Genomic DNA, 20,145 nt, shown 5'->3' with positions numbered 1-20,145 from the left:
GACGGGCCGTGACAGGAGTTGTTCGCCAACTCCTGAGTGATGTTCACTCGTTCGGGTGGCGGGTCGGTTGATGCGCCACTCCCTCCCCCGGGGCGCTGGAAGGGTCAAGGGCTGAATCAGGGGTGGGGGTGGGGGCACTCGGTCCGTACGTACCAGAAGTACCAGTCGTCACCTCGGCCAGCTGGGCGGACGAACTCAAGGATGCGAGCACCGGTGCAGAAGAAGCGGCCTCGGGGCGGCAGCGGCGATGAAGGCTCCACGCGCGGCGACGCGGAGCAGCAGACGCCCACCTCACAGCAGGAGCCGCCGAGCGGCCGGACCCGGCCCAAGCGGGTACGCAGCCGCCTCGTCGCCTCCGTCGCGGCCGTCGGCGTGGTCGTCCTGGCAGCCGGCGCGCCCTCCCTCGTCACCGCCTCGGACGAACTGAAGCGCTCCCAGCGACTGCTGGATCTCGCGGAACTCAACCGGCAGGCGCTCACCCTGGCCCATTCCCTCGCCGACGAACGCGACGACACCACCGTGCGCGCCGCCGGCACCGCCGCGAGCGGCTCCGCCGGCGACGGCTCCGGCGACGGCTCCGGCGACGTGACCGGTGGCAGCGACGGGACCGACGACGGCGACGCCTCCGGCCGCGACAAGGGCGCCGCCCGCACCGACCGCACCTCCCGCGTCGACCGTCAGATCGCCGAACTCACCGACCCGGCCACCCGGGCCGCCGAAGTCCCGGCCGCCCTGCGCGACGCCCTCGCGAAGATCCCGGCGATCCGCCGCGCCGCCGAGGGCGACGCCCGGTCCGGCACCGGGGCGGGCGCCGCGGCCGGCACCACCGCAGACCCCACCCCCCTCGACACCCACAAGGCGTACTCCCAGGCCATCGACCAGTTGCGCGCCCTCGCCCGCGAGCTGGCCCGCAGGACCCCGCCCCGCGCGGGCGGCCCCGGCCCCGCGCCCGCCACGCTCGGCAACGCCGTCGACCAGGCCACCGCCTCCCGCGGCCTGCTGCTCGCCGCTCTGGCCGTACCGGGCGGCAAGAGCGCCACCACCCGGGTCGACCCGGCCACCGGGCTCCTCGTGCGGGTCGAGGGCGAGGGTTCCGGCAGCGCCGCCCGCGTCCGCAACGCCCTCAGCGCCGCCGCCCAGCAGGCCCGCTTCCGGGAGGTCGCCGCCCTCGCCGACTTCGACCTGGCGGCCCCGGTGAAGGCCCGCGACTCGTTCGCCGCCACCGTCAGCGGACCCGAGGTCAAGACCGCCGAGCGCTATCTCGGCGTCCTCACCGACCAGCCCACCCTCAGCTCCGACGAGCGCCGCATCGACGCGGACCGGGTCGGCTCCGCGCTCACCGCCCGCATCGACCGGATGCGCGGCGCCGAGGCCGCCCTGGCCACCGCCCAGGTGGAGAACCTGGCCGCGCTGCGCGACGACGACGTCTCGGCCCTCGAACTGCGCATCGCGCTGCTCGCCGCCTGCTTCCTGCTGGCCGTCGGCATCTCCACCGCCGTGGCCCGCACCCTCACGCAGCCGCTCGCCGTGCTGCGCCTGGGCGCCGCCCGGATCGCCGCCGACCCGCAGGCCGAGGAACCGGTCCGCTACACCGGCCGCAACGACGAGTTCGCCCAGGTCGTGCGGTCCCTGAACAGCCTGCACGGCAAGCTGCGCGACCTCGGCGCCCGCACCGAGCAGCTCGCCGGGGACCGCACCCACCTGGTCGGCCAGCGCGAGACCCTGGACGCCCAGCGCCGCGCCCTCACCGACGAGCGCGATCAACTGGCCGCCGAGCGCGCCGAGCTGCTGGCGCGCGCGCAGGACACCACGGTCAGACTGGAGGAGCTGCGCACCACCGTGCACTCCTCCTTCGTCAAGCTCTCCCTGCGCACGCTCGGCATCGTCGAGCGCCAACTCGCGGTCATCGAGAGCCTGGAGGAGCGCGAGCAGGACCCCGACCGGCTGGCCACCCTCTTCAAGCTCGACCACATGGCGACCGTCATGCGCCGCCACGGCGAGAACCTCCTCGTCCTGGCCGGTACGGACCACGGCGTCGCACACAGCGGCCCCGTTCCCCTCGTCGACGTCACCCGTGCCGCGATCAGCGAGATCGAACGGTACGAACGGGTCACCCTCCAGACCCTCCCGCCGCACGCCCAGGTGGCCGGATACGCGGCCGACGACCTCAGCCACCTCCTCGCCGAGATCCTGGAGAACGCCACCTCGTTCTCGCCGCCGGACGCGCACGTCCAGTTCTCCGGCTGGCTGCTGGAGAGCGGCGAGGTCATGCTCTCCGTGCAGGACAGCGGGATCGGCATGGCACCCGACCGGCTGGCCGACCTCAACGCCCGGCTCGCCGACCCCGCGACGTACACCCCCGGCGACCACGGCGACGACGGCGCCCAGGGCCTCGGCCTCCAGGTCGCCGCGCTGCTCGCCGCCCGGCACGGGGTCCGCATCGAGCTGCGCGAGCAGAAGCAGGGCGGCATCACCGCCGTCGTGGTCCTGCCCAAGGCCCTCCTGCCGGACGAACTGCCCGTCACCGCCGCGGCGTCCGCCACCCCGCACCAGCTCCCGGGGTCGGTCGCCGAAGCCAACTCCAACACGCTGCCCGGCCGCAGGAGCGGGGCCGGCACGGCCCCGGAGGACGCTCCGGCCCCCGAGGCCGATCCGCTGATCGCGCTGGCCGAGAAGGCGGTCGAAGCGGCCGAGTTGACGCAGACGGCGGCGGGCGCGGAGGCGGACGCGGCGGAGCACGTCCGCGCACCCGACGAGACGCCTGCCCGCGGGGCCGACGAGACGCCTGTCCGCCGGGCCGACGAGCCGTCCGTACGGGCGGACGAGCAGCCGCCCGTACGGGCGGAACTCGCCCCGGTCGACGAGCCCACCCGAGAGATCCGCTTCCCCTCACCGATCCCCTCGGCACCGGAGACGGGAAGCGCTCCGGAACCCGCGCACGGGCCGGAAGGCGGAACGGAACCGGGGCCGACCACTCCGGCCGTGACCGCCAAGGGCCTCCCCAAACGCACCCCGAACATCGTCAGGCCCGCGTCCGACGCCACGCCGCAGCGCGCCGGCGCGGTGGACGCCGACGCGCTCCGTCGCCGCCTGGGCGGATTCCACCAGGGGGCGAAGGACGGCAGGCGCGACGTCGAAGCCGAGATCACACGGAGTGGTAGCAACGGGATTCACGGGGTAAGCGCCGAATCCGGGGACCCGGCCACGGCCGGGACGAGCACCACACACACCACGACGACCACGACGACCACGACGCAGAGCACCACCGACCGCACCGACAACGAGGGGGACACAGTCGAGGAGGCACGCAGTTGACCGCGCCGATCACATACGGGCTCAGCACCGAAGCCCGTAATCTGCACTGGCTGTTGACCAACCTGGTGGAGGAGGTGCCCGGCCTCGTCTCGGTCGCCGTCGTGTCCTCCGACGGGCTGCTCCTGCTGTCCTCCGACCCGGACCACATGCTGCCGGGCGCCGCTCCCGTCCTGGCCGGCCCCAAGGGTTCCGCAGCGGACCTCGCCACCATCGTCTCCGGCCTCGGCTCCCTCACCATCGGCGCCGCCCAGCTGATGGACGGCGGCGGCGTCAAGCAGACGATGGTCGCCATGGAGTACGGCAGCCTCTTCGTGATGTCGATCAGCGACGGCTCGCTGCTCGGCGTGCACGCCGCCCCCGACTGCGACATGAGCGTCGTCGCGTACCACATGGCGCTCTTCGTGGGCCGGGCCGGCCACGTCCTCACCCCCGAACTCCGCAGCGAGCTGCGCACGTCGTTGGAGAGTGCCCGTTGAGCCCACAACGCCCGAAGAAGGCGCCCGTCCAGGCGCCGGCCGGGGCGGTCGCGACGCCGACCCGCCTTCCGATACGCGGCGAGGGCCGCCGCCCGGCCCGGGTGCGCCCGTACGCCCTCACCGGCGGCCGGACGCGCTTCACCCACGTCCTCCTGGTGGAGACGTTCGTGGCCGCCCTCGACACCCCGGCCATCGAGGCGGCCCCCCGGCGCCCGGAGCTGACCGGGCGCACTCCGGGAAACCGGGTGAGCCCCGAGATGCAGGCCATCGTCGAGCTGTGCCGCCGCATGCGCACGGTCGCCGAGATCGCCGCCCTGCTGAAGATGCCGCTCGGTGTGGTCCGCGTCCTGCTCAGCGACCTGGCCGACCAGGGAAAGATCCGCGTGTACGGGACCGGCCACGGCGCCGGACGCCCCGATCGCGCACTGCTGGAAAGGGTCCTGAATGGGCTCCGTCGCCTCTGAGGCAACCCCCGTAACCGCCCCTCCCCACCCGACTGCCACGGCCACGGAGCAGCTCGAAGAAGCCGTCCCCGCCTGGCAGTTGGACACCACCCGCGCACCCACCGCCACCAAGATCGTGGTCGCGGGCGGCTTCGGCGTCGGCAAGACCACGTTCGTCGGCGCGGTCTCCGAGATCACTCCGCTGAAGACCGAAGCGGTCATGACCACCGCCAGCGAGGAAACGGACGACCTCGCCGCCGTCCCGGACAAGACGACGACCACCGTCGCCATGGACTTCGGCCGCATCACGCTCGACGACGACCTCGTCCTGTACGTGTTCGGCACACCGGGCCAGCAGCGGTTCTGGTTCATGTGGGACGACCTGGTGCGCGGGGCGATCGGCGCGATCGTGCTCGCCGACACCCGCCGTCTCACGGACTGCTTCCCGGCCCTGGACTACTTCGAGAGCTGCGGCATACCGTACGTGGTCGCCGTCAACCACTTCGAGGGCACCGAACGTTACGAGAGCGAGGACGTACGGGAGGCCCTGTCCGTACCGCCGCACGTACCCGTGACGATCATGGACGCGCGCAGCAAGATCTCGGTGGTCGAAACGCTCCTCGGCATGGTCGCCCACGCCTGGGACGTCACCCCCGCCTAACCCCTTCCCCCGAAAGAGCCGCCCATCCCATGCGCAAGATCCTCATAGTCGGCGCCGGCCAGTCCGGCCTCCAGCTCGCCCTCGGCCTCCAGTCCAAGGGTTACGAAGTGACCCTGATGTCCAACCGGACCTCCGACGAGATCCGCGCCGGCAAGGTCATGTCGACGCAGTGCATGTTCCACACCGCCCTCCAGCACGAGCGCGACCTCCAGCTCAACTTCTGGGAGTCGCAGGCCCCCCGCATCGAGGGTCTCGGCGTCTCCGTGGCCGCCCCCGACAGCTCCCGGGCCGTCGACTGGGTCGGCAGGCTCGACGGGTACGCGCAGTCCGTCGACCAGCGCGTGAAGATGGCCGGCTGGATGGACACCTTCGCGCAGCGCGGCGGGCAGCTCGTCATCCACGGCGCCGCCGTCTCCGACCTGGACTTCTTCTCCCGTACGTACGACCTGGTCCTCGTCTCCGCGGGCAAGGGCGAACTCGTCCAGCTCTTCGGCCGGGACGCCTCGCGCTCCCCGTACGACGCCCCGCAGCGCGCCCTGGCGGTCGCCTACGTGCACGGCATGGGTCCGCGCCCCGAACACCCCGAGTTCGACGCGGTGCGCTGCAACCTGGTGCCCGGCGTCGGCGAGCTCTTCGTCATGCCGACCCTCACCCTGTCCGGCCGCGCCGACATCCTGTTCTGGGAGGGCGTCCCCGGCGGGCCCGTCGACGCGTTCCAGGGCGTCAAGGACCCGGCCGAGCACCTCTCCCTCACCCTCTCCCTGATGGAGAAGTTCCTGCCCTGGGAGTACGCCCGCGCCACCAACGTCGAACTTACCGACGCGAACGGCACCCTGTCCGGCCGCTACGCGCCCACCGTCCGCAACCCGATCGGCCGCCTCCCCGGCGGCGGCGCGGTCCTCGGCGTCGCGGACGTCGTCGTCGCCAACGACCCGATCACCGGCCAGGGCTCCAACTCCGCCTCCAAGTGCGCCGCCTCCTACCTCGACTCGATCCTCGCCCACGGCGACGGCGCGTTCGACGAGACCTGGATGCAGCAGACCTTCGACCGCTACTGGGACACCGCCCAGCACGTCACCAAGTGGACCAACGCCATGCTCGGCGTCCCGCCGGAGCACGTCCTGAACCTGATCGGCGCGGCAAGCCAACTCCCCGCCGTCGCCCACCGGTTCGCGAACGGCTTCAACGACCCGGCCGACTTCGAGAACTTCTTCTACGACCCGGAGAAGACGAACGCGTACCTCGCCGAGGCCGGCGCGGCGGGCCCGTCCGCCTGAGCCGTCGCCCTATCCGGGTGCTTCCTCCGACCCGTACCCCGCGTCCGACTCGTTGCCCTCGTCGTCCGTCACCACCGGCAGGTCCGGCGGCACGTACGACGAGAGCGAGGGCAGCGCGGGGTCGGGGCGGACGGCGCCCAGGACCGGATTCGACGCGATCGGCGAGACCTTGACGCGCGCGCCCGGGCGCGGCGCCTGCACCACCTGCCCGTTGCCCAGATAGAGCGCCACGTGGGTCGCCTTCGGGAAGTAGACCACGAGGTCCCCGGGACGCAGCCGGGACAGCGGCACCCTGGGCAGGTACCGCCACTGCTCCTGGCTCGTGCGCGGGATCGTCCGCCCGGCCGCCGCCCACGCCTGCTGCGTCAGCCCCGAGCAGTCGAAGGCACCGGGCCCCTCCGCGCCCCACACATAGGGCTTCCCGAGCTGCCGGGTCGCGTACGCCAGCGCCCGCGCGCCCTGCCGCGACGGTGCGCGGCCGGCCCGTACCCCGCCCGGCCCGAACGCTCCCGACCCGATCAGCTCCTGCTGCGCCCGGCCCACCGCGCGCTCCTCCTGCCGCGCCAGCGCCGTCAGCTCGTCGTCGCTGAGGTTCGCCAGCAGCCCCTCCACCCGCTTCAGCCGCCCCTGCACCGCGTCCCGCTGCTTCCTCTGCTTGCCCGCCAGGGTCTGCTGCACGTCCAGCGCGCCCCGCGCCTTCGTGGCCAGCTCGTCGGCGCGCTTCTCGCCGCCCTCCAGCCGTGCCACCTTCACCGCCCGTGCGGCGGCGGCACGGCGCAGCGTGTGGCCCTGCATCAGCGCGTGTTCCGGGTCCTTGGCCGTCAGCAGCCGTACGAGTGAGGAGTACGCGGTGTCGCTCCGGCCCTTGTACTGTTCGCGCGCGAGCTGCCCGGCGGCCCGCCTGCTCTCCGCGAGGGCGGTGCGCACCTTGCCCAGTTCCGCGCCGACCCGGGCCACTTCCTTCTGCTGGGCCTTCAGTTTCTCCTCGGTGGCGTTGAACGCCTCGGTGGCCTCCTCGGCCTCCCGGTAGAGCCGCTGGAGGTCGGCGAGCAGCTTGCCGACGCCCTCCGTGCGGTCGGCGCCGACGGGGGCGTCCCCGGCGTCCTCGACCTCCCCGGCGTCCTTGGCCTCCCCGGCGTCCGGCGCCTCCCCGGACCCAACGGACTCCGCACCCGGGTCCACCGGATCGCCGGGCGCGGCCGACGCGCTCCCCGTGACGGCCAGTACCGTCGCCGCGGCCACCAGCCCCACCGCAGTCCCGAATCTCCCCGACACTCCATCACCTCCGGCTGCCGACCGGGCGAAGGGCCCGGCTCAGCCCGATGGTGTGCCGTCGCGCGACCGGGGACACGGCCGGTGGCCGAAGTGGCGCAGCTCAGTCACCCGTACCGGTCGACGTCGTACCGTCCCCGGCGCGGCGACTGGACCACGGCCACTTCGGGCTCCACGGCTCGCGGCCCTCGGGTACGTACACGTACTTCCAGCCGCGCTGGAGCCCGAGCCGCTTGCTGTGACCGGCGGGCCGGCGCTCGTACGCGTGGACGGTCGGCGCGCCGCCCGCCCCGTCCGGCACCGGGACCTCGTACCACTTGGGCGGATTGCCGGTCGGGCCGGTCAGTACGGGCAGGGCCTGACCGTCCAGGGGGCCGCCGACGAAGGGGGTCTTCTCGCTTCTCACCAGCCCAGTGTCACAGCACGCGGGCGGCCTCCGCGCCTCCGGCCGCTGGTGGAGGGACGCCGTGCCCTCGCCGCCCCGTTCCTCGCCGCCCCACCGCAGACGGGTCGCCGCCCCGCCGCCCCGCCCGTCAGCCGGCCAGCAGCCCCGAGCGGACCCACAGCCTGCGCCCCGGCCCCCGCAGGACGCCGATGTCGTCGAGGAAGTCGGTCAGCCGCTTCGCGCCGCTCTGCATGACCTCGGTCCGGTGCCCGCTCGCCTTCACCTGGGCGACGGCCTCCCGCCGGTCGAGGCCCACGTTCTCGTACACCTGCGGGTTGATGAAGCAGGTGGAGAAGACGCGTGCGGCCTCACCGCAGCTCAGCCGGGTGAGCTCCCGCTCCCAGCGCGGCGCGGTCACCATCTGCCGACGCAACTCCTCCCGGGCGTACCGCACATGCCGGGCCTCCTCGATCACGTGGATGCGCGTCACGCCCCGTACCAGTGTCTGGATGCGCTCGTCCGGGAAGGTCAGCCGCTGCATCCAGTCGAGTATCTCCTCGCCGAGCAGGGTGGCGGCGAAGGAGCCGGGTGTCGTCGAGACGGTCTTCAGCACCCGTGCCAGGTTGTGGTAGACGCGCGGTACGGGGTAGGCGGGCGCCCCGCCCTTCTCGATCATCTTCGCGAACATCATCGAATGACGGCACTCGTCCGCGATCTCGGTGAGCGCGTACCGCACGTGGTTGCTGGTCACGGACTTGTCGTAGATGTGCCGGACCAGCAGCTGCATCAGGATGATCTCGAACCAGATGCCCAGCGACGCGATGGACGCGGCCTCGTGCCGGGCCAGCTCCATCCGCTGCTCCTCGGACATCCTCTTCCACATCGGGGTGTCGTACAGCGACACCAGCTCCGGCGGCCAGTACCACTTGCCCTCGTCCGCCGGGGCGTCCCAGTCGAGTTCCCGGTCGGGGTCGAAGGAGTGCCTCGCCGAGGACTCCAGCAGCCGCTCGGCGACCTGCTCCCGGTCCTTGAGCGTTCCGAGGGCGTCGCGGAGGGCGGTGAAGTCGGTCTCGCTCGGCTCGGCTGTCCTGCTCGGCGCGGTCGTCATCGTCGGAGCACCTCGTGATTCGGGTTACCGGGGGTCACCTCTTATAAGACTCTTTGTCAGCAAGGCAGTCAATCCCTTGCGCGGCACTTCTTCACCTCCTCGTCGACCGTGCTTGTTGACCGTGTGTCCACCTGCGTGTGAGCCTGCCAACCAGCGGGACGAGCAAGCCTGTTGGGTAAGCGAAGGGGTCGCACATGTCGACGCACGAGCTGTACACGAAACGCCCGGCGGAACCGACCTGGCAGGTCCCGGCCGCCGGGGCGGCCCGCTTCTCCTGGGAGTACGACGAGGGTCGCGAGCGCCTTCTGGCCCTCTACCAGAAGGGCAAGGACAAGCAGTGGGACGGCGCCACCCGCATCGACTGGTCACTCGAAGTCGATCCGATGGACCCCCTGGGCACCCCCGACGAGGCCCTCAACCTCCACGGCACCCGCTACTGGGACCGGATGACCGACAAGGACAAGGGCGACCTGCGACGCCACTACGCCGCCTGGCAGTTCAGCCAGTTCCTGCACGGCGAACAGGGCGCGATGGTGTGCGCGGCCCGCATCGTCGAATCCGTCCCCGACCTCGACGCGAAGTTCTACTCCGCGACCCAGACCATGGACGAGGCCCGGCACGCCGAGATCTACTCCCGCTTCCTGCACGAGAAGATCGGCATGCTCTACCCCGTCAACGACAGCCTCCAGGCCCTCCTCGGCGACACCCTGCGCGACTCCCGGTGGGACATGCCCTACCTCGGCATGCAGGTCCTCATCGAGGGACTCGCGCTCGCCGCGTTCGGCATGATCCGCGACACCACCAACAAGCCGCTCCCCAAGCAGATCCTGGCTTACGTGATGCAGGACGAGGCCCGTCACGTCGCCTTCGGACGGATGGCTCTGCGCGACTACTACAAGCAGCTCACCGACGCCGAACGCAAGGAACGCGAGGACTTCGTCATCGAGGGCTGCTACCTGATGCGCGACCGCCTGCGCGGCGTCGAAGTCCTGGAGAACTTCGGCGTCCCCCGGCAGGAGGCGTACGAGCTGACCGAGCAGAGCGAATTCCTGCACCTGTTCCGCAAGTTGCTCTTCTCGCGCATCGTCCCCTGCGTCAAGGACATCGGCCTGTGGGGCGAACGCCTTCAGCAGGCGTACGTCGACATGGGCGTCTTCGAACTCGGCGACTCCAACCTCGACCTGCTGATGTCCCAGGACGAGGAGATAGCCGAACAGCTCGACCGTGAACGCTTCGCGGCGGAGGAGGCGGAACGGGTGGCGGAAGTACGGAACGCCATCGCGGACGGCACAACGGCTTAGGTCCGCCGCGCCCGGCCCCGGCCCTTCGTGCGGAACTCCGCCCAGACGGTGCGACCGTCGGGCATCAGGCGCTCGCCCCACCGGTCGGCGAGCGCTGCGGTGATCAGCAGCCCCCGCCCGTGCTCCTGCTCGGGCCCGGGTTCCGCCCGTACGAGGGCGAACGCGTCGGCGTCCCGCCCTTCGTCGGTCACGCCGACCGTTACCCGGTCCTCCGCGACCGCCAGCGTCACCGCCACCTCGCCACTGTCGCCGTGCTCCAGCGCGTTGGCAACGAGTTCTCCCGTCACCGTCTCCAGCGTGTCGATGACGTCGCCGGGCACGCCCCAGGCGCGGGCGGTGGCCCGTACGTGCTGCCGGGCGGCCGGCGCGGAGGAGAGGACCGTGCCGGGCAGGGCGAGCAGGGCCAGCCGGTCGGGGGAGTGCGGGTGGGAGGCGCGGACGGCGGCGAGGAGAGGACCTTCCGGCCGGTCCAGGCGCTTCCAGCGGCTCTCGGCGATCCGTAGCGCGTCTCCGAGTGCGTCGGTCAACTGGCGCACGAGGTGAGTGTGTTCGTCGTCGACCACCCGCGCGCTGTCGAGGGCCTCCCGCGCCCGGCGGTGCAGTGTGGCAGCGAGCCCGAGCTGAAGTGCTTCGATCCGGTCGGCGTACCGGGTGATTGGGCCGGTCCCGTCGGTGGAGAGGTAACAGGGCCGGCCGCCCTCGCCGGTCCAGGGGAGTAGTCGGTGGGGGTGGTTCATCGGGGACCTCCGTGAGGTTTCGTGGAGGAAAGCCTGTCATTGGAGTCCAATGGCGGGAATGAGTCTGGATGGAATCCACTCGTGTGGGTGACGTGGTCACCGACGCAGGTAGTGGCGCTGAACAGGCCCATAGCATCGTCGTGTGGGAGCAACAGAGCCGGAGGCGCACAGATGACCGCCACGTTGACAGGCCCAGCGGGACGTATGCAGATCGCTCGCGGGCTCGCCGAACTGCGGGGGCGTTGCGGCCTTACCCAGGGGCAGGTGGCCGAGCGTGCCGGAGTGAGCAAAGCGACGGTGAGCCGCTACGAGATGTGGCAGGACCGGGCGCGCATCCGCTGGGCCACGGTGAAGGCTCTCGCAGATGCTTGCGGAGCGACCCGGGCCGAGCAGGACGCGCTGGTCGCCGTGGCCAAGTCGCAGGCCGACGGCTGGTGGGTGGGCAACAGTGCCGTACCGCAATGGATGGACCCGCTGGTCTCGTTCGAGGCCGAGGCGCAGTACGAGCACCTCTACGCGAATACCGTCATCCCCGGCCTGCTCCAGACGCGGGACTACGCACTGGCCATCCATCAGGCGCGCGAGGTACGTAGCCCGAACGACGTGATCGAGCGGATGGTGGAGGCGCGCATGCAGCGACAGACCATCCTTGAGCGCACGCCTCCGCTGCACCTGTGGGCCGTTCTGGACGAGGCGGTGCTCCGGCGTACGATCGGCGATTCGTCCATCATGGCCGCTCAGCTGAAGCACCTCCACGAGGTGTCGCAGAGCCCCACCGTCGACCTTCAGATCCTGCCATTCAGCGCGGGCGCGCACGCCGCAGGGGCGGGGCATTTCATCATCCTGGGCCGGGACGACGAACGGAATCCGCTCAACTCCATGGCCGTGGTCTACATCGAGATGCGCCGACAGGGCATCTACCTGGATGACGCCGACGACGTAGGTGGCTATAAGTTGACGTTCGACTACCTTCGTTCGCAGGCAGCCGACACGTCCACCTCGCAGCGGCTGCTGGCCACCGCGCTAAAGGAGCTGCCCCGATGAAGGACCGCAATTCCCGCTCCGTCGAGCCGACGGACGCGCTCTGGTTCAAGAGCACCTACAGCGGAGGCGAGGGCAACGAGTGCGTCGAGGTCGCTCTCGCCGGGCAGGTGACCGGCGTGCGGGACTCCAAGGCCGCCGGAGGGCCCGAACTGGCCGTCACCACAGGCGCGTTCGCCGTCTTTCTCGACGGGCTCAAGTCCGGCCGGCTCGACACTCCCCGCTAGGTCCTGACTCGGGGGAGGGGCCGTCCCCGTCCGGTGCTGGGGCAGCCCGTCACACACGTATCTCGGAGCCTGCTGGACTGCCCCACGCTCCCGCCCCCTCGCTACCTGACCCCGGCCGCGAACTCTCCGATAGCCGACGCCACCTTCTCCGGCTCCTCCAGCAGCATGGCGTGCGTGCCGTCGAAGCCCGTCACGGTGACCGTCTGCGGCCGGTCCTCGCACAGTCCGGCGAGGCTGCGGGTCAGCTCTTCCCGGTACTCGGCGAGGAACGCTTCGAACCACTCCATCCCGGGCGGGCCCGGCGGTTGCGCCCGCTCGGCCCGTACCAGGAGAAGCGGGCACTTCGCCCGGCGGAACAGGGCGAAGAGATCGAGTGCGTCCAACGCGTCGTACAGGGCGAGGGCGGTGTCGCGCTCGGGCAGCGTCTGCCAGCGCCCGTCGGGGAGCTGCCGGGCGGCGGCCCGTGCGGTGCGCTCGGCGCGCTCGGCCGCGATGCCGAACCGGCCGGCATGCGCGCGCTGCTGCGACAGGTACTCGGCGGGCGCGACGGCCCCCGCCGATGCCCGGACGATCTCGCCGATCCGCTCGCGGTCCTCGTCGCTCCCGGTTCCGCCCCACCAGAAGCCGTCGAGGTTGACGGCAGCGGGAGTGCCCGGCCGGTTCGCCGCGAGGTGGGCCGCGACTATGCCGCCCAGGGAATGGCCCACGGGAAGCGCATCCGCCGCACCGTGAGCGCTCAATGCGGCGTCGACGGCCTCGGTGGTCGCCTCGAAGGACCAGCCACCGGGCGCACAGGCGGGCGAAGCGCCGTGTCCGGGGAGGTCCGCCGCGAGGACCCGGTGGTGGGGGAGGAGCGACGGCACGGCGTCGTCCCAGTCGGCGTGCGAACGGCCCGCGCCGTGCAGCAGGAGAAGCGGCGGGCCCTCGCCGCCGTGATCGCGCACATGGAGCTGGAGATCGGTCATGGCCCAACCGTAGGGCTGTGCGGGGGAGTTGAAGATCGTCCTGGCGGAGGACGGAAAAGACCTGCTCCCCGGCCCATAATGGAGGTACGCCGCTGCACCGCCCGGGGCAGGATTCCCCCATGACAGCCGACCCCGCCCCCTCGGCCGACCCCCGGGCCGCCCGCGACAGTCTCGAAGCCCTGGCGCTCGGCGATGCCTTCGGCGAGCGGTGGTTCCCCCTGTTCCGCTTCCGCGAGGGCCTCGTGCCGGAGGACGCCTACGCCGACGTACACGCCCGCCGCCTCCCGGCCGGCCCGCTCTGGCCCTGGACGGACGACACGGCTCTGGCCCTCGCCCTGCACCGCGTCCTGGTCGCACACGGTCGCGTCGACCAGGACCGTCTCGCCGCCTGCTTCGCACTCGCCTACGACGCCGACCCCGGCCGCGGCTACGGACACGGCATGCACACCCTCCTCCCCGGCCTCCTCGCCCGCCCGGCGGACTGGCGCACACTCGCCCCCACTCTCTTCGAAGGCGGCGGCAGCCTCGGCAACGGGGCGGCCATGCGGGTCGCGCCCCTGGGTGCCTGGTTCTCCGCGGACCTCGAACTCGTGGCTGCCCAGGCCGAATTGTCGGCCGCGGTGACGCACGCGCACCCCCAGGGTGTGGCGGGTGCCGTCGCGGTCGCGGTGGCCGCCGCCCTGTCCGTAAGGGGCGAACTCAGCCTCGGGGAAGTGGCAGCCCGCACCCCCGCCGGAGAGGTACGGGAGGGCCTGCTCCGCGCCGACGGCCTCCCCTTCGCCACCCCGCCCCGCGAAGCCGCCGCCCTTCTGGGCAACGGCCGACGGATCCGCGCCGACGACACCGTCCCCTTCGCGGTGTGGACGGCGGCCCGCCATCCCTCCTCGCTGGAGGACGCGTTGTGGGCCACGGCCGGGGGCTTCGGCGACGTCGACACGACCTGCGCGATCACGGGCGGGATCGTGGGGGCGCGGGTGGGCGTGCGTGGGATGCCCGGGGAGTGGCTGGAGAGGCGGGAGGGCCTGGGCGAGCACGTGCCGCGTGCATGAGCGGGCGGGCCCCCTCGGGCCCCGCCTCCCTCGTCACGGCCGGGCGTGCGGATTCCGCCTCGCCGCGCCGCTGCCCCCGTGCGCGTGCCGGTCAGTTCTCCAGGTGGACCGGCATCAGCATCGAGAAGTCCGTCCCGGAGTCGGTCCTGCGGACGGCCAGGGGTGCCCTGGGGGCCCCGAACTCCAGGATCAGTTCGTCCCTGGCCCCCGCGTCGAGGGCGTGCAACAGGTACTCGCGGTCGACGGCGACCCGGTCCCGGCTGTCGTCGTCCTCGTCGCAGACGGCCACCGCGCTGTCGGCGGTCACCTTGAGCACGCTCAGGACACGGGACGCGCCGTCCTGCGCGCACCCACCCGTCTGCTCCGGCGGCCCGCTCATCACCACGGGGCCGGACTCCACCGCCCGGCGGAACGCCGGGACGTCCACCAGGACACGGCGCCCGGCCGGCAGGTGAACGAGACGGCGGTAGTCGGGGAAGTCGTGGTCGAGACGGCGGCCGGCTGCTTGGCGGTCGCCCGCCTCCAGTGCGATGCGGTCACCGTCCACCGTCAGCCGCGCCGCGCCCTGCTCGTCGTTCAGCAGCGCCCGCATCGCGTCCACCAGCGGGGACGGCACAACGGCCTGCACGCGAGGCCCGTCGTACCCGTCGGCGTCGGTCCGGGCGACCGCCATCCGGTAGCGGTCGCTCGCCACCACCCGGAGGCCACCGCCCTCGACGTCGAACAGGACCCCGCCCAGCACGGGCAGTTCCGGATCGGTCCCGGCCGCGAACCGGACCGCGTCGAGCGCGGCGGCCAGTGCGGGCGTGGACACGGTCAGCCGTACGGGCGAAGCAACCGGCGAAGTCATGGGTCTCTCCCTGTGATCGAGTAGCGCTCGGATCGCGGAGAACTCGCTGCGCGCGTCCGACAGGCCCCGTTCCAGGCGGCGCAGATGCGCCGTGAGCAGCCCCCGCACCAGCTCGGTGTCGGCACCTGACCAGCCCGCCAGCACCAGCCGCACGTCCGCCAGCGGCATGCCCGTACGGCGCAGCCCGGCCAGCAGCCGGGCCTCTGCCATCTGCTCGGGCCGGTACCAGCGGTAGCCGCTCACCGGGTCCACCCACGCCGGGACGAGCACCCCGGCCCGGTCGTAGAACCGCAGGGCACTCACACCGAGCCCACTGTCCCGGGCCATCTCGCCGATACTGCGCATCTCGCTCTCCACACCCGGAACCCTGTGCCCTCCACCAGGTCGAGGGTCAACCGGCCCCGTCGCCCGGCCACCGCTGCTCCGCTCCGGTGAGCCCGGAGGGAACCTCAGCCCGGATCTGTTCACCTGCGCGAGTGCAAAGGTGGTGTGGGCCATGGCGGCACGCCGGCCGCTGCCCGCACCAGCAGTGACTCCGCTCTGAAATCCGAGACGAGTTGAAGCCCGACCGGGCAGCCGTCCGGGGTGAAACCCGCCGGGATGCTCACCGCGGGATGTCCGCTGACGTTGAACGCCCAGGTGAGCGCGGTGGAGAACCGTCCGTCCGGTCCGTCGTGGCCGTGCGGGGGGAAGGGCGTGGTCGGGGTGGCCAACAGCGGTGTCCGGGCGAAGAGCCGGCCGAGGCGGGCCGAGTTCTCCGCCGCCGTCGCGCCGGGCCCGCGGCCGGCCCGCATCGCGAACCACTCCTCCCTCGGGTCCAGCAGAGCGAACCCCGGGACCTCCTCCAGGCGCACGATCCGCTCCGCCGCCCGCCGTGCGACCTCGACCACCTCGGGATCCAGGTCGGGGCCCGCCGCGAACCCCAGGTCCGGTGACCACACGGCACGCAGTGGCTCCTGGCTCTCGGGCTCGGGTGCGTAGCCGTCCACGACGCACCGCAGGTAAGCGTCCAGTTCCGCCGCCGAGCGGCCCAGCACCCCTGCCGTGGCGAGGCCGGTCCGGTCCGGGGACGGCAGCAGCCCACGCGTCGTCTTCAGCCCGAACACCCCGCACCAGGCCGCCGGTATCCGCACCGAACCGGCGCCGTCGCTCCCGGTGGCGAGGGGCACCATGGCGGCCGCGACGGCGACCGCGGACCCCGCAGAGGACCCACCGGGCGTCCGGTCGGGCCGGTAGGGGTTACGGGTCGGGCCCCGCGCGCCGAGACCCCAGGTCTGCCAGTACGTACCGGGGCCGGGCACGGAGGTCGTCCCGACAGCGACGGCACCGGCCGCGGAGAGGCGGCGGGCGGCGTACGAGCGGATCCCCGACCGCCCCCTCGCGGCGAACGGCACGCCGCGCAGCGGGAGAGGCGGACCCACCTCGTCGGCAGCGGCGTCCTTGCGTACCTCCAGGAACGCACACAGGAGCGGATCGGCCTCCGCGATCCGGCTCAACGACTCTTCGACGTCCACCCGTACCGCCTCCGCGATCCGGCTCAACGACTCTTCGACGTCCACCCGTACCCCCCTCTCGTCGTCAGGACAACGCGGCCCGCATCACCCCCCGCGCGATCGGCGCCGCCAACCCGCCTCCCGTGACCTCCCCCCGCGCCGCTGTCGCATCCTCCACCACCACCGCGACCGCCACTCCCGCCTGCCCCGCGTCCGCCTTCTGCGCCCAGGAGATGAACCATGCGTAGGGAATGCCCGCGTTCCCCACCCCGTGCTGCGCCGTGCCCGTCTTCCCGCCGACCGTCATCCCGGGAATGGCCGCGTTCCGCCCGGTCCCGTTCTCGACGACGTCGACCATCATCCGCTGCAACCTCAGGGCGGTGGAAGGGCTCATCACCTGCTGGTACGTCCGGACCCCCCGCTGCGAGACCACGCCTCCGGACTTCGTGCCCGTGCTCTCCACCAGATAGGGACGGTTGAGGTCGCCGCCGTTGGCGACCGCCGCCGCCACCATGGCCATCTGCAACGGCGTGGCACGGGTGTCGAACTGGCCGATCGACGACAGTGCGAGCTGGTCGGCCGTCATCCTCTTGTCGAAATTGCTCACGACCACCGGCGACGGGATCCGGATCCCCCGGTCGTTGAAGCCGAACCGTCCCGCGGTGTCCCGCATCCTGGTCAGCCCGACCTTCACGCCGAGGTTCGCCATCACGGTGTTGCACGAGACCCGGATGGCGTACGCCAGAGACGCCCGCTCGCAGCCGCTCGACTCGTTGGGCAGCGTCGTGCGCGTGCCGGGCAGGACGTACGGGTCCGGTGTGTCCGTCGGCGCGTCCACGTCGGTCACCACGTCCGTGTCCAGGGCCGCCGCCGCCGTCACGATCTTGAAGGTGGAACCGGGCGGGTACGTCTGCCGGATCGCCCGGTTCAGCATGGGCCGGCTGCGCGACGCGTTCAGCCGGGACCAGGCGTTCGCGACCGACGCGTCCGTGCCCGACAGCAGACCCGGGTCGTACGAGGGGCTGCTGACCAGGGCGAGGATGCGTCCCGTCGCGGGTTCGATGGCCGCGACCGCACCGCGTCGGCCGCCGAGGCCCTCGAAGGCGGCCCGCTGCGCCGCCGCCCGGATCGTGGTGGCGACCTGCCCGCCCGGCTGCCGCTTGCGGGTGATCTCGGTCCACAGCGGGAGCGGGGAGAGCATGGGGTCGGTGCCCGAGAGCACCTCGTCCTCGGCGGCCTCGACGAAGGCGGTGCCGTACGTCTGCGAGGCGTAGCCGGTGACCGGGGCGTACAACGGGCCCTGGAGGTAGGTGCGTTCCCACCTCAGCTGCTCGCCGGTGTCCTTGGAGCCCGTCACGGGCCTGCCCTCGACGAGGATGTCCCCGCGGGGCTGCTCGTAACGGACGATGTTCTTGCGCCGGTTGGCCGGATTGTCGTCGAGCACGTCCGCCTGGAAGACCTGGACGCGGGCGGCGTTGAGGAGGAGGGCGACGAGGAGCAGCAGGCAGCAGGCGGCGGCTCGCCGGATGTAGCGGATCACGGCTTCGGGGCCTCCCGCTTCGACGGCTTGCGCTGCGCGGGGTTGACGTCGGCCAGCTCGCGGACCCGCACCGTCGCGACCTCGCCGGTCTCCGCCGTCACCGGCCGTGGGCTGCGTGCCGAGTCGCTGACCCGGATCAGCAGCGCCACGATGATCCAGTTGGTGACGACGGAGGAGCCGCCCTGCGCCAGGAAGGGCATGGCCATGCCGGTCAGCGGGATCAGGCCCATCACGCCGCCCGCGATGACGAAGACCTGGAGCGCGACGATCGAGGCGAGGCCGATGGCCAGGAGGCGGCCGAAGGGGTCGCGCAGCGCGAGGCCCGCGCGGTAGCCGCGGGCGACGAACAGCGCGTACAGCAGGAAGAGGGCGGTGAGGCCGGTCAGGCCGAGCTCCTCGCCGGCCGTCGCGAGGATGAAGTCGGACTTGGCCGCGAAGCCGATGAGGATCGAGTGGCCGAGACCCAGGCCCGTGCCGAGGATGCCGCCGGCCGCGAACGCGAAGAGGGACTGGGCGAGTTGACCCGGCCCCTGGCCCGCTTCGATGGACGCGAAGGGGTTGAGCCAGTCGGCGACCCGGCTGTGCACGTGCGGCTCGAACGAGCCGACGGCGTACGCGCCCACCGCCGCCAGCAGCAGACCCACCGCGATCCACCCGGTCCGGCCGGTCGCCACGTACAGCATGATCACGAACAGGCCGAAGAAGAGGAGCGAGGTGCCGAGGTCGCGCTCCAGGATCAGCACCCCCACGCTCAGCAGCCAGATCGCGACGATCGGGCCGAGCACCCGTCCGGTGGGGAGCTGAAGGCCCTTGAGGAGGAAGGTGCGGCCGGTGTACGCGAGCGCGTGGCGGTTCGCGGCGAGGTAGGCGGCGAAGAAGACGGCGAGCAGGATCTTCGCGAACTCACCGGGCTGGAAGGAGAATCCGGCCACCCGGATCCAGATCTTCGCCCCGTTGACCGCCGGGAAGAAGATCGGGATCGCCATCAGGACCAGGGCGGCGGCGCAGGAGAGGTAGGCGTAGCGCTGGAGGACGCGATGGTCGCGCAGCAGGACCACGACGGCGATGAACAGCGCCACGCCGAGCGTGGACCAGGTCAGTTGGGTGAACGCCGCCTGGTCCTCGGGGGTCTCCAGGTCCAGGCGGTAGATGAGGACCAGCCCGATGCCGTTGAGGAGGACGGCGATGGGCAGCAGCAGGGGGTCGGCGTACGGGGCGCGGAAGCGGACCGCGAAGTGCGCGAGGACCGCCAGGACGCCCAGGCCCGCCCCGTACCGCAGGGCATCGGGAGGTGCGGCGCCGGTCTTGCCCAGGCCGGTCGCGCAGTAGCCGAGCACGGCGATGAAGACGGCGCCGACGAGGAGCGACAGCTCCACCCCCCGGCGCTTGGCGAGGCGGACGCCGGGCGGGGGCACTGCCCCGCCCGGCTCGGGCCCGGCCGGTCTGTCGCTGCCCGGCCGGTCCGTCGGCGTGACCTTCATGCCCGGCAACGTAGCAAGCGTTCGGGCTGAATGTCCGTAAATGTCATCGAGGGGGTACGGGAGTCCCGGGGCCGTCCGCGCCGGTCGGGGGCCCGGTCAGCACCAGCGCGGGTGGTGGCCGTTCCTCGGGACGATGTACCGGGCGGATCCCCAGGCCCAGGTGCCGTCGGTCAGCTGGTACCACTGGTCGTTGCCTCCGACGTGGTCGCCGCGGGTCTTGCAGAAGATGTGGACGATCGCTCCGTACGGCTCGGTGCGGATGACGCGGCTGCTCCGGGTGGGCTTGTCGCGGAGCTTGAGGCCCGACTTGGCGATGACGCGGCCCTCGGTGCGCCGGGGGTGCTCGGCCGCCGGGGCGCTGTCGGCGGCCGGGGGGGCGGGGGCGGCGACGGCGGGGGCCGCAGCGACCGCGCCGGTGGCGGCCATCGCGCCCGCGGTCAGGAACAGCGCGGTCTTCTTGAGGATGAGCATGTTGCCTCCTAGGGAGGAGAGGCTGTGCCCCGGTGCGGGACGCAGCCCTCAAC

The 20,145-nt window shown here is 72.3% G+C and carries 19 protein-coding genes; 9 read left to right on the top strand and 10 right to left on the bottom strand.

What is annotated here, in order from left to right:
- Positions 1–213 precede the first annotated feature (213 nt).
- The 5 genes from ACQPZG_RS11400 to ACQPZG_RS11380 are packed head-to-tail and all read left to right on the top strand — an operon-like array spanning position 214 to position 6,172.
- The gene (locus ACQPZG_RS11400) at positions 214–3,315 is read left to right on the top strand and encodes a nitrate- and nitrite sensing domain-containing protein (RefSeq protein ID WP_433545690.1); all 3,102 of its coding nucleotides are present in this window, start codon (positions 214–216) and stop codon (positions 3,313–3,315) included.
- Entirely contained in the window at positions 3,312–3,791 is a 480-nt protein-coding gene (locus ACQPZG_RS11395; RefSeq protein ID WP_433545689.1) for a roadblock/LC7 domain-containing protein, read from the top strand. The genes ACQPZG_RS11400 and ACQPZG_RS11395 overlap by 4 nt, the downstream gene beginning before the upstream one ends.
- On the top strand, positions 3,788–4,255 hold the full coding sequence (locus ACQPZG_RS11390) for a DUF742 domain-containing protein (RefSeq protein ID WP_433545688.1): 468 nt from the start codon (positions 3,788–3,790) through the stop codon (positions 4,253–4,255). Before ACQPZG_RS11395 ends, ACQPZG_RS11390 begins: the two co-directional genes overlap by 4 nt.
- A complete protein-coding gene (locus ACQPZG_RS11385; RefSeq protein WP_433545687.1) occupies positions 4,236–4,895 on the top strand; it encodes a GTP-binding protein in 660 nt (219 codons plus the stop codon). Before ACQPZG_RS11390 ends, ACQPZG_RS11385 begins: the two co-directional genes overlap by 20 nt.
- Positions 4,896–4,924: 29 nt before the next feature.
- Positions 4,925–6,172: a styrene monooxygenase/indole monooxygenase family protein gene (locus ACQPZG_RS11380; protein ID WP_433545686.1), complete on the top strand. Its 1,248-nt coding sequence runs from the start codon at positions 4,925–4,927 to the stop codon at positions 6,170–6,172.
- A 9-nt stretch (positions 6,173–6,181) separates the two neighbouring features.
- Here the strand turns inward: ACQPZG_RS11380 and ACQPZG_RS11375 are convergent, their stop codons facing one another.
- The 3 genes from ACQPZG_RS11375 to ACQPZG_RS11365 all read right to left on the bottom strand — a co-directional run bounded on the left by ACQPZG_RS11375 (position 6,182) and on the right by ACQPZG_RS11365 (position 8,937).
- Positions 6,182–7,447 carry an NlpC/P60 family protein gene (locus ACQPZG_RS11375; protein WP_433545685.1) on the bottom strand — a complete coding sequence of 422 codons (1,266 nt, stop codon included), beginning with the start codon at positions 7,445–7,447 and terminating at the stop codon, positions 6,182–6,184.
- Positions 7,448–7,547: 100 nt separating this feature from the next.
- Positions 7,548–7,850, bottom strand: coding sequence for a hypothetical protein (locus tag ACQPZG_RS11370; RefSeq protein ID WP_433545684.1), 303 nt, complete (start codon positions 7,848–7,850; stop codon positions 7,548–7,550).
- Positions 7,851–7,977: 127 nt separating this feature from the next.
- Positions 7,978–8,937 (bottom strand): AurF N-oxygenase family protein, encoded by a 960-nt coding sequence (locus ACQPZG_RS11365; protein ID WP_433545683.1) that lies wholly within the window; start codon positions 8,935–8,937, stop codon positions 7,978–7,980.
- Positions 8,938–9,131: 194 nt separating this feature from the next.
- Here ACQPZG_RS11365 and ACQPZG_RS11360 point away from each other — a divergent pair, with 194 nt between their 5' ends.
- The gene (locus ACQPZG_RS11360; RefSeq protein ID WP_433545682.1) at positions 9,132–10,238 is read left to right on the top strand and encodes a ferritin-like domain-containing protein; all 1,107 of its coding nucleotides are present in this window, start codon (positions 9,132–9,134) and stop codon (positions 10,236–10,238) included.
- Here the strand turns inward: ACQPZG_RS11360 and ACQPZG_RS11355 are convergent.
- On the bottom strand, positions 10,235–10,975 hold the full coding sequence (locus ACQPZG_RS11355) for an ATP-binding protein (protein WP_433545681.1): 741 nt from the start codon (positions 10,973–10,975) through the stop codon (positions 10,235–10,237). The two genes, ACQPZG_RS11360 and ACQPZG_RS11355, sit on opposite strands and share 4 nt — an antisense overlap.
- A gap of 171 nt (positions 10,976–11,146) precedes the next feature.
- Between ACQPZG_RS11355 and ACQPZG_RS11350 the strand changes: the two genes are divergently transcribed.
- Positions 11,147–12,019 carry a helix-turn-helix domain-containing protein gene (locus ACQPZG_RS11350; RefSeq protein WP_433545680.1) on the top strand — a complete coding sequence of 291 codons (873 nt, stop codon included), beginning with the start codon at positions 11,147–11,149 and terminating at the stop codon, positions 12,017–12,019.
- Positions 12,016–12,243, top strand: coding sequence for a DUF397 domain-containing protein (locus tag ACQPZG_RS11345; RefSeq protein WP_433545679.1), 228 nt, complete (start codon positions 12,016–12,018; stop codon positions 12,241–12,243). Before ACQPZG_RS11350 ends, ACQPZG_RS11345 begins: the two co-directional genes overlap by 4 nt.
- 101 nt (positions 12,244–12,344) lie before the next feature.
- On the opposite strand, the gene ACQPZG_RS11340 is transcribed toward ACQPZG_RS11345, so the two are convergent.
- On the bottom strand, positions 12,345–13,208 hold the full coding sequence (locus ACQPZG_RS11340) for an alpha/beta fold hydrolase (protein ID WP_433545678.1): 864 nt from the start codon (positions 13,206–13,208) through the stop codon (positions 12,345–12,347).
- A gap of 119 nt (positions 13,209–13,327) precedes the next feature.
- Between ACQPZG_RS11340 and ACQPZG_RS11335 the strand changes: the two genes are divergently transcribed.
- A complete protein-coding gene (locus ACQPZG_RS11335) occupies positions 13,328–14,257 on the top strand; it encodes an ADP-ribosylglycohydrolase family protein (protein ID WP_433545677.1) in 930 nt (309 codons plus the stop codon).
- Positions 14,258–14,348: 91 nt separating this feature from the next.
- Here ACQPZG_RS11335 and ACQPZG_RS11330 read toward each other — a convergent pair whose 3' ends face one another.
- The 5 genes from ACQPZG_RS11330 to ACQPZG_RS11310 all read right to left on the bottom strand — a co-directional run bounded on the left by ACQPZG_RS11330 (position 14,349) and on the right by ACQPZG_RS11310 (position 20,092).
- Positions 14,349–15,452, bottom strand: coding sequence for a MerR family transcriptional regulator (locus tag ACQPZG_RS11330; protein ID WP_433545676.1), 1,104 nt, complete (start codon positions 15,450–15,452; stop codon positions 14,349–14,351).
- 119 nt (positions 15,453–15,571) lie between these two features.
- Complete coding sequence (locus ACQPZG_RS11325; protein ID WP_433545675.1) at positions 15,572–16,666, bottom strand: amidase family protein; 1,095 nt, start codon at positions 16,664–16,666, stop codon at positions 15,572–15,574.
- A gap of 19 nt (positions 16,667–16,685) precedes the next feature.
- Positions 16,686–18,140, bottom strand: coding sequence for a penicillin-binding transpeptidase domain-containing protein (locus ACQPZG_RS11320; protein WP_433545674.1), 1,455 nt, complete (start codon positions 18,138–18,140; stop codon positions 16,686–16,688).
- Positions 18,137–19,621, bottom strand: coding sequence for an FtsW/RodA/SpoVE family cell cycle protein (locus tag ACQPZG_RS11315; RefSeq protein ID WP_433545673.1), 1,485 nt, complete (start codon positions 19,619–19,621; stop codon positions 18,137–18,139). The genes ACQPZG_RS11320 and ACQPZG_RS11315 overlap by 4 nt, the downstream gene beginning before the upstream one ends.
- Positions 19,622–19,717: 96 nt before the next feature.
- On the bottom strand, positions 19,718–20,092 hold the full coding sequence (locus ACQPZG_RS11310) for an SH3 domain-containing protein (RefSeq protein WP_433545672.1): 375 nt from the start codon (positions 20,090–20,092) through the stop codon (positions 19,718–19,720).
- Positions 20,093–20,145 lie beyond the last annotated feature (53 nt).

The sequence above is a fragment of the Streptomyces sp. CA-294286 genome, from assembly GCF_050947155.1.
Classification (GTDB): Bacteria; Actinomycetota; Actinomycetes; order Streptomycetales; family Streptomycetaceae; genus Streptomyces.
The sequence above is the reverse complement of the archived record's forward strand: the minus strand, read 5'-3'. Positions and strand labels throughout refer to the sequence as shown.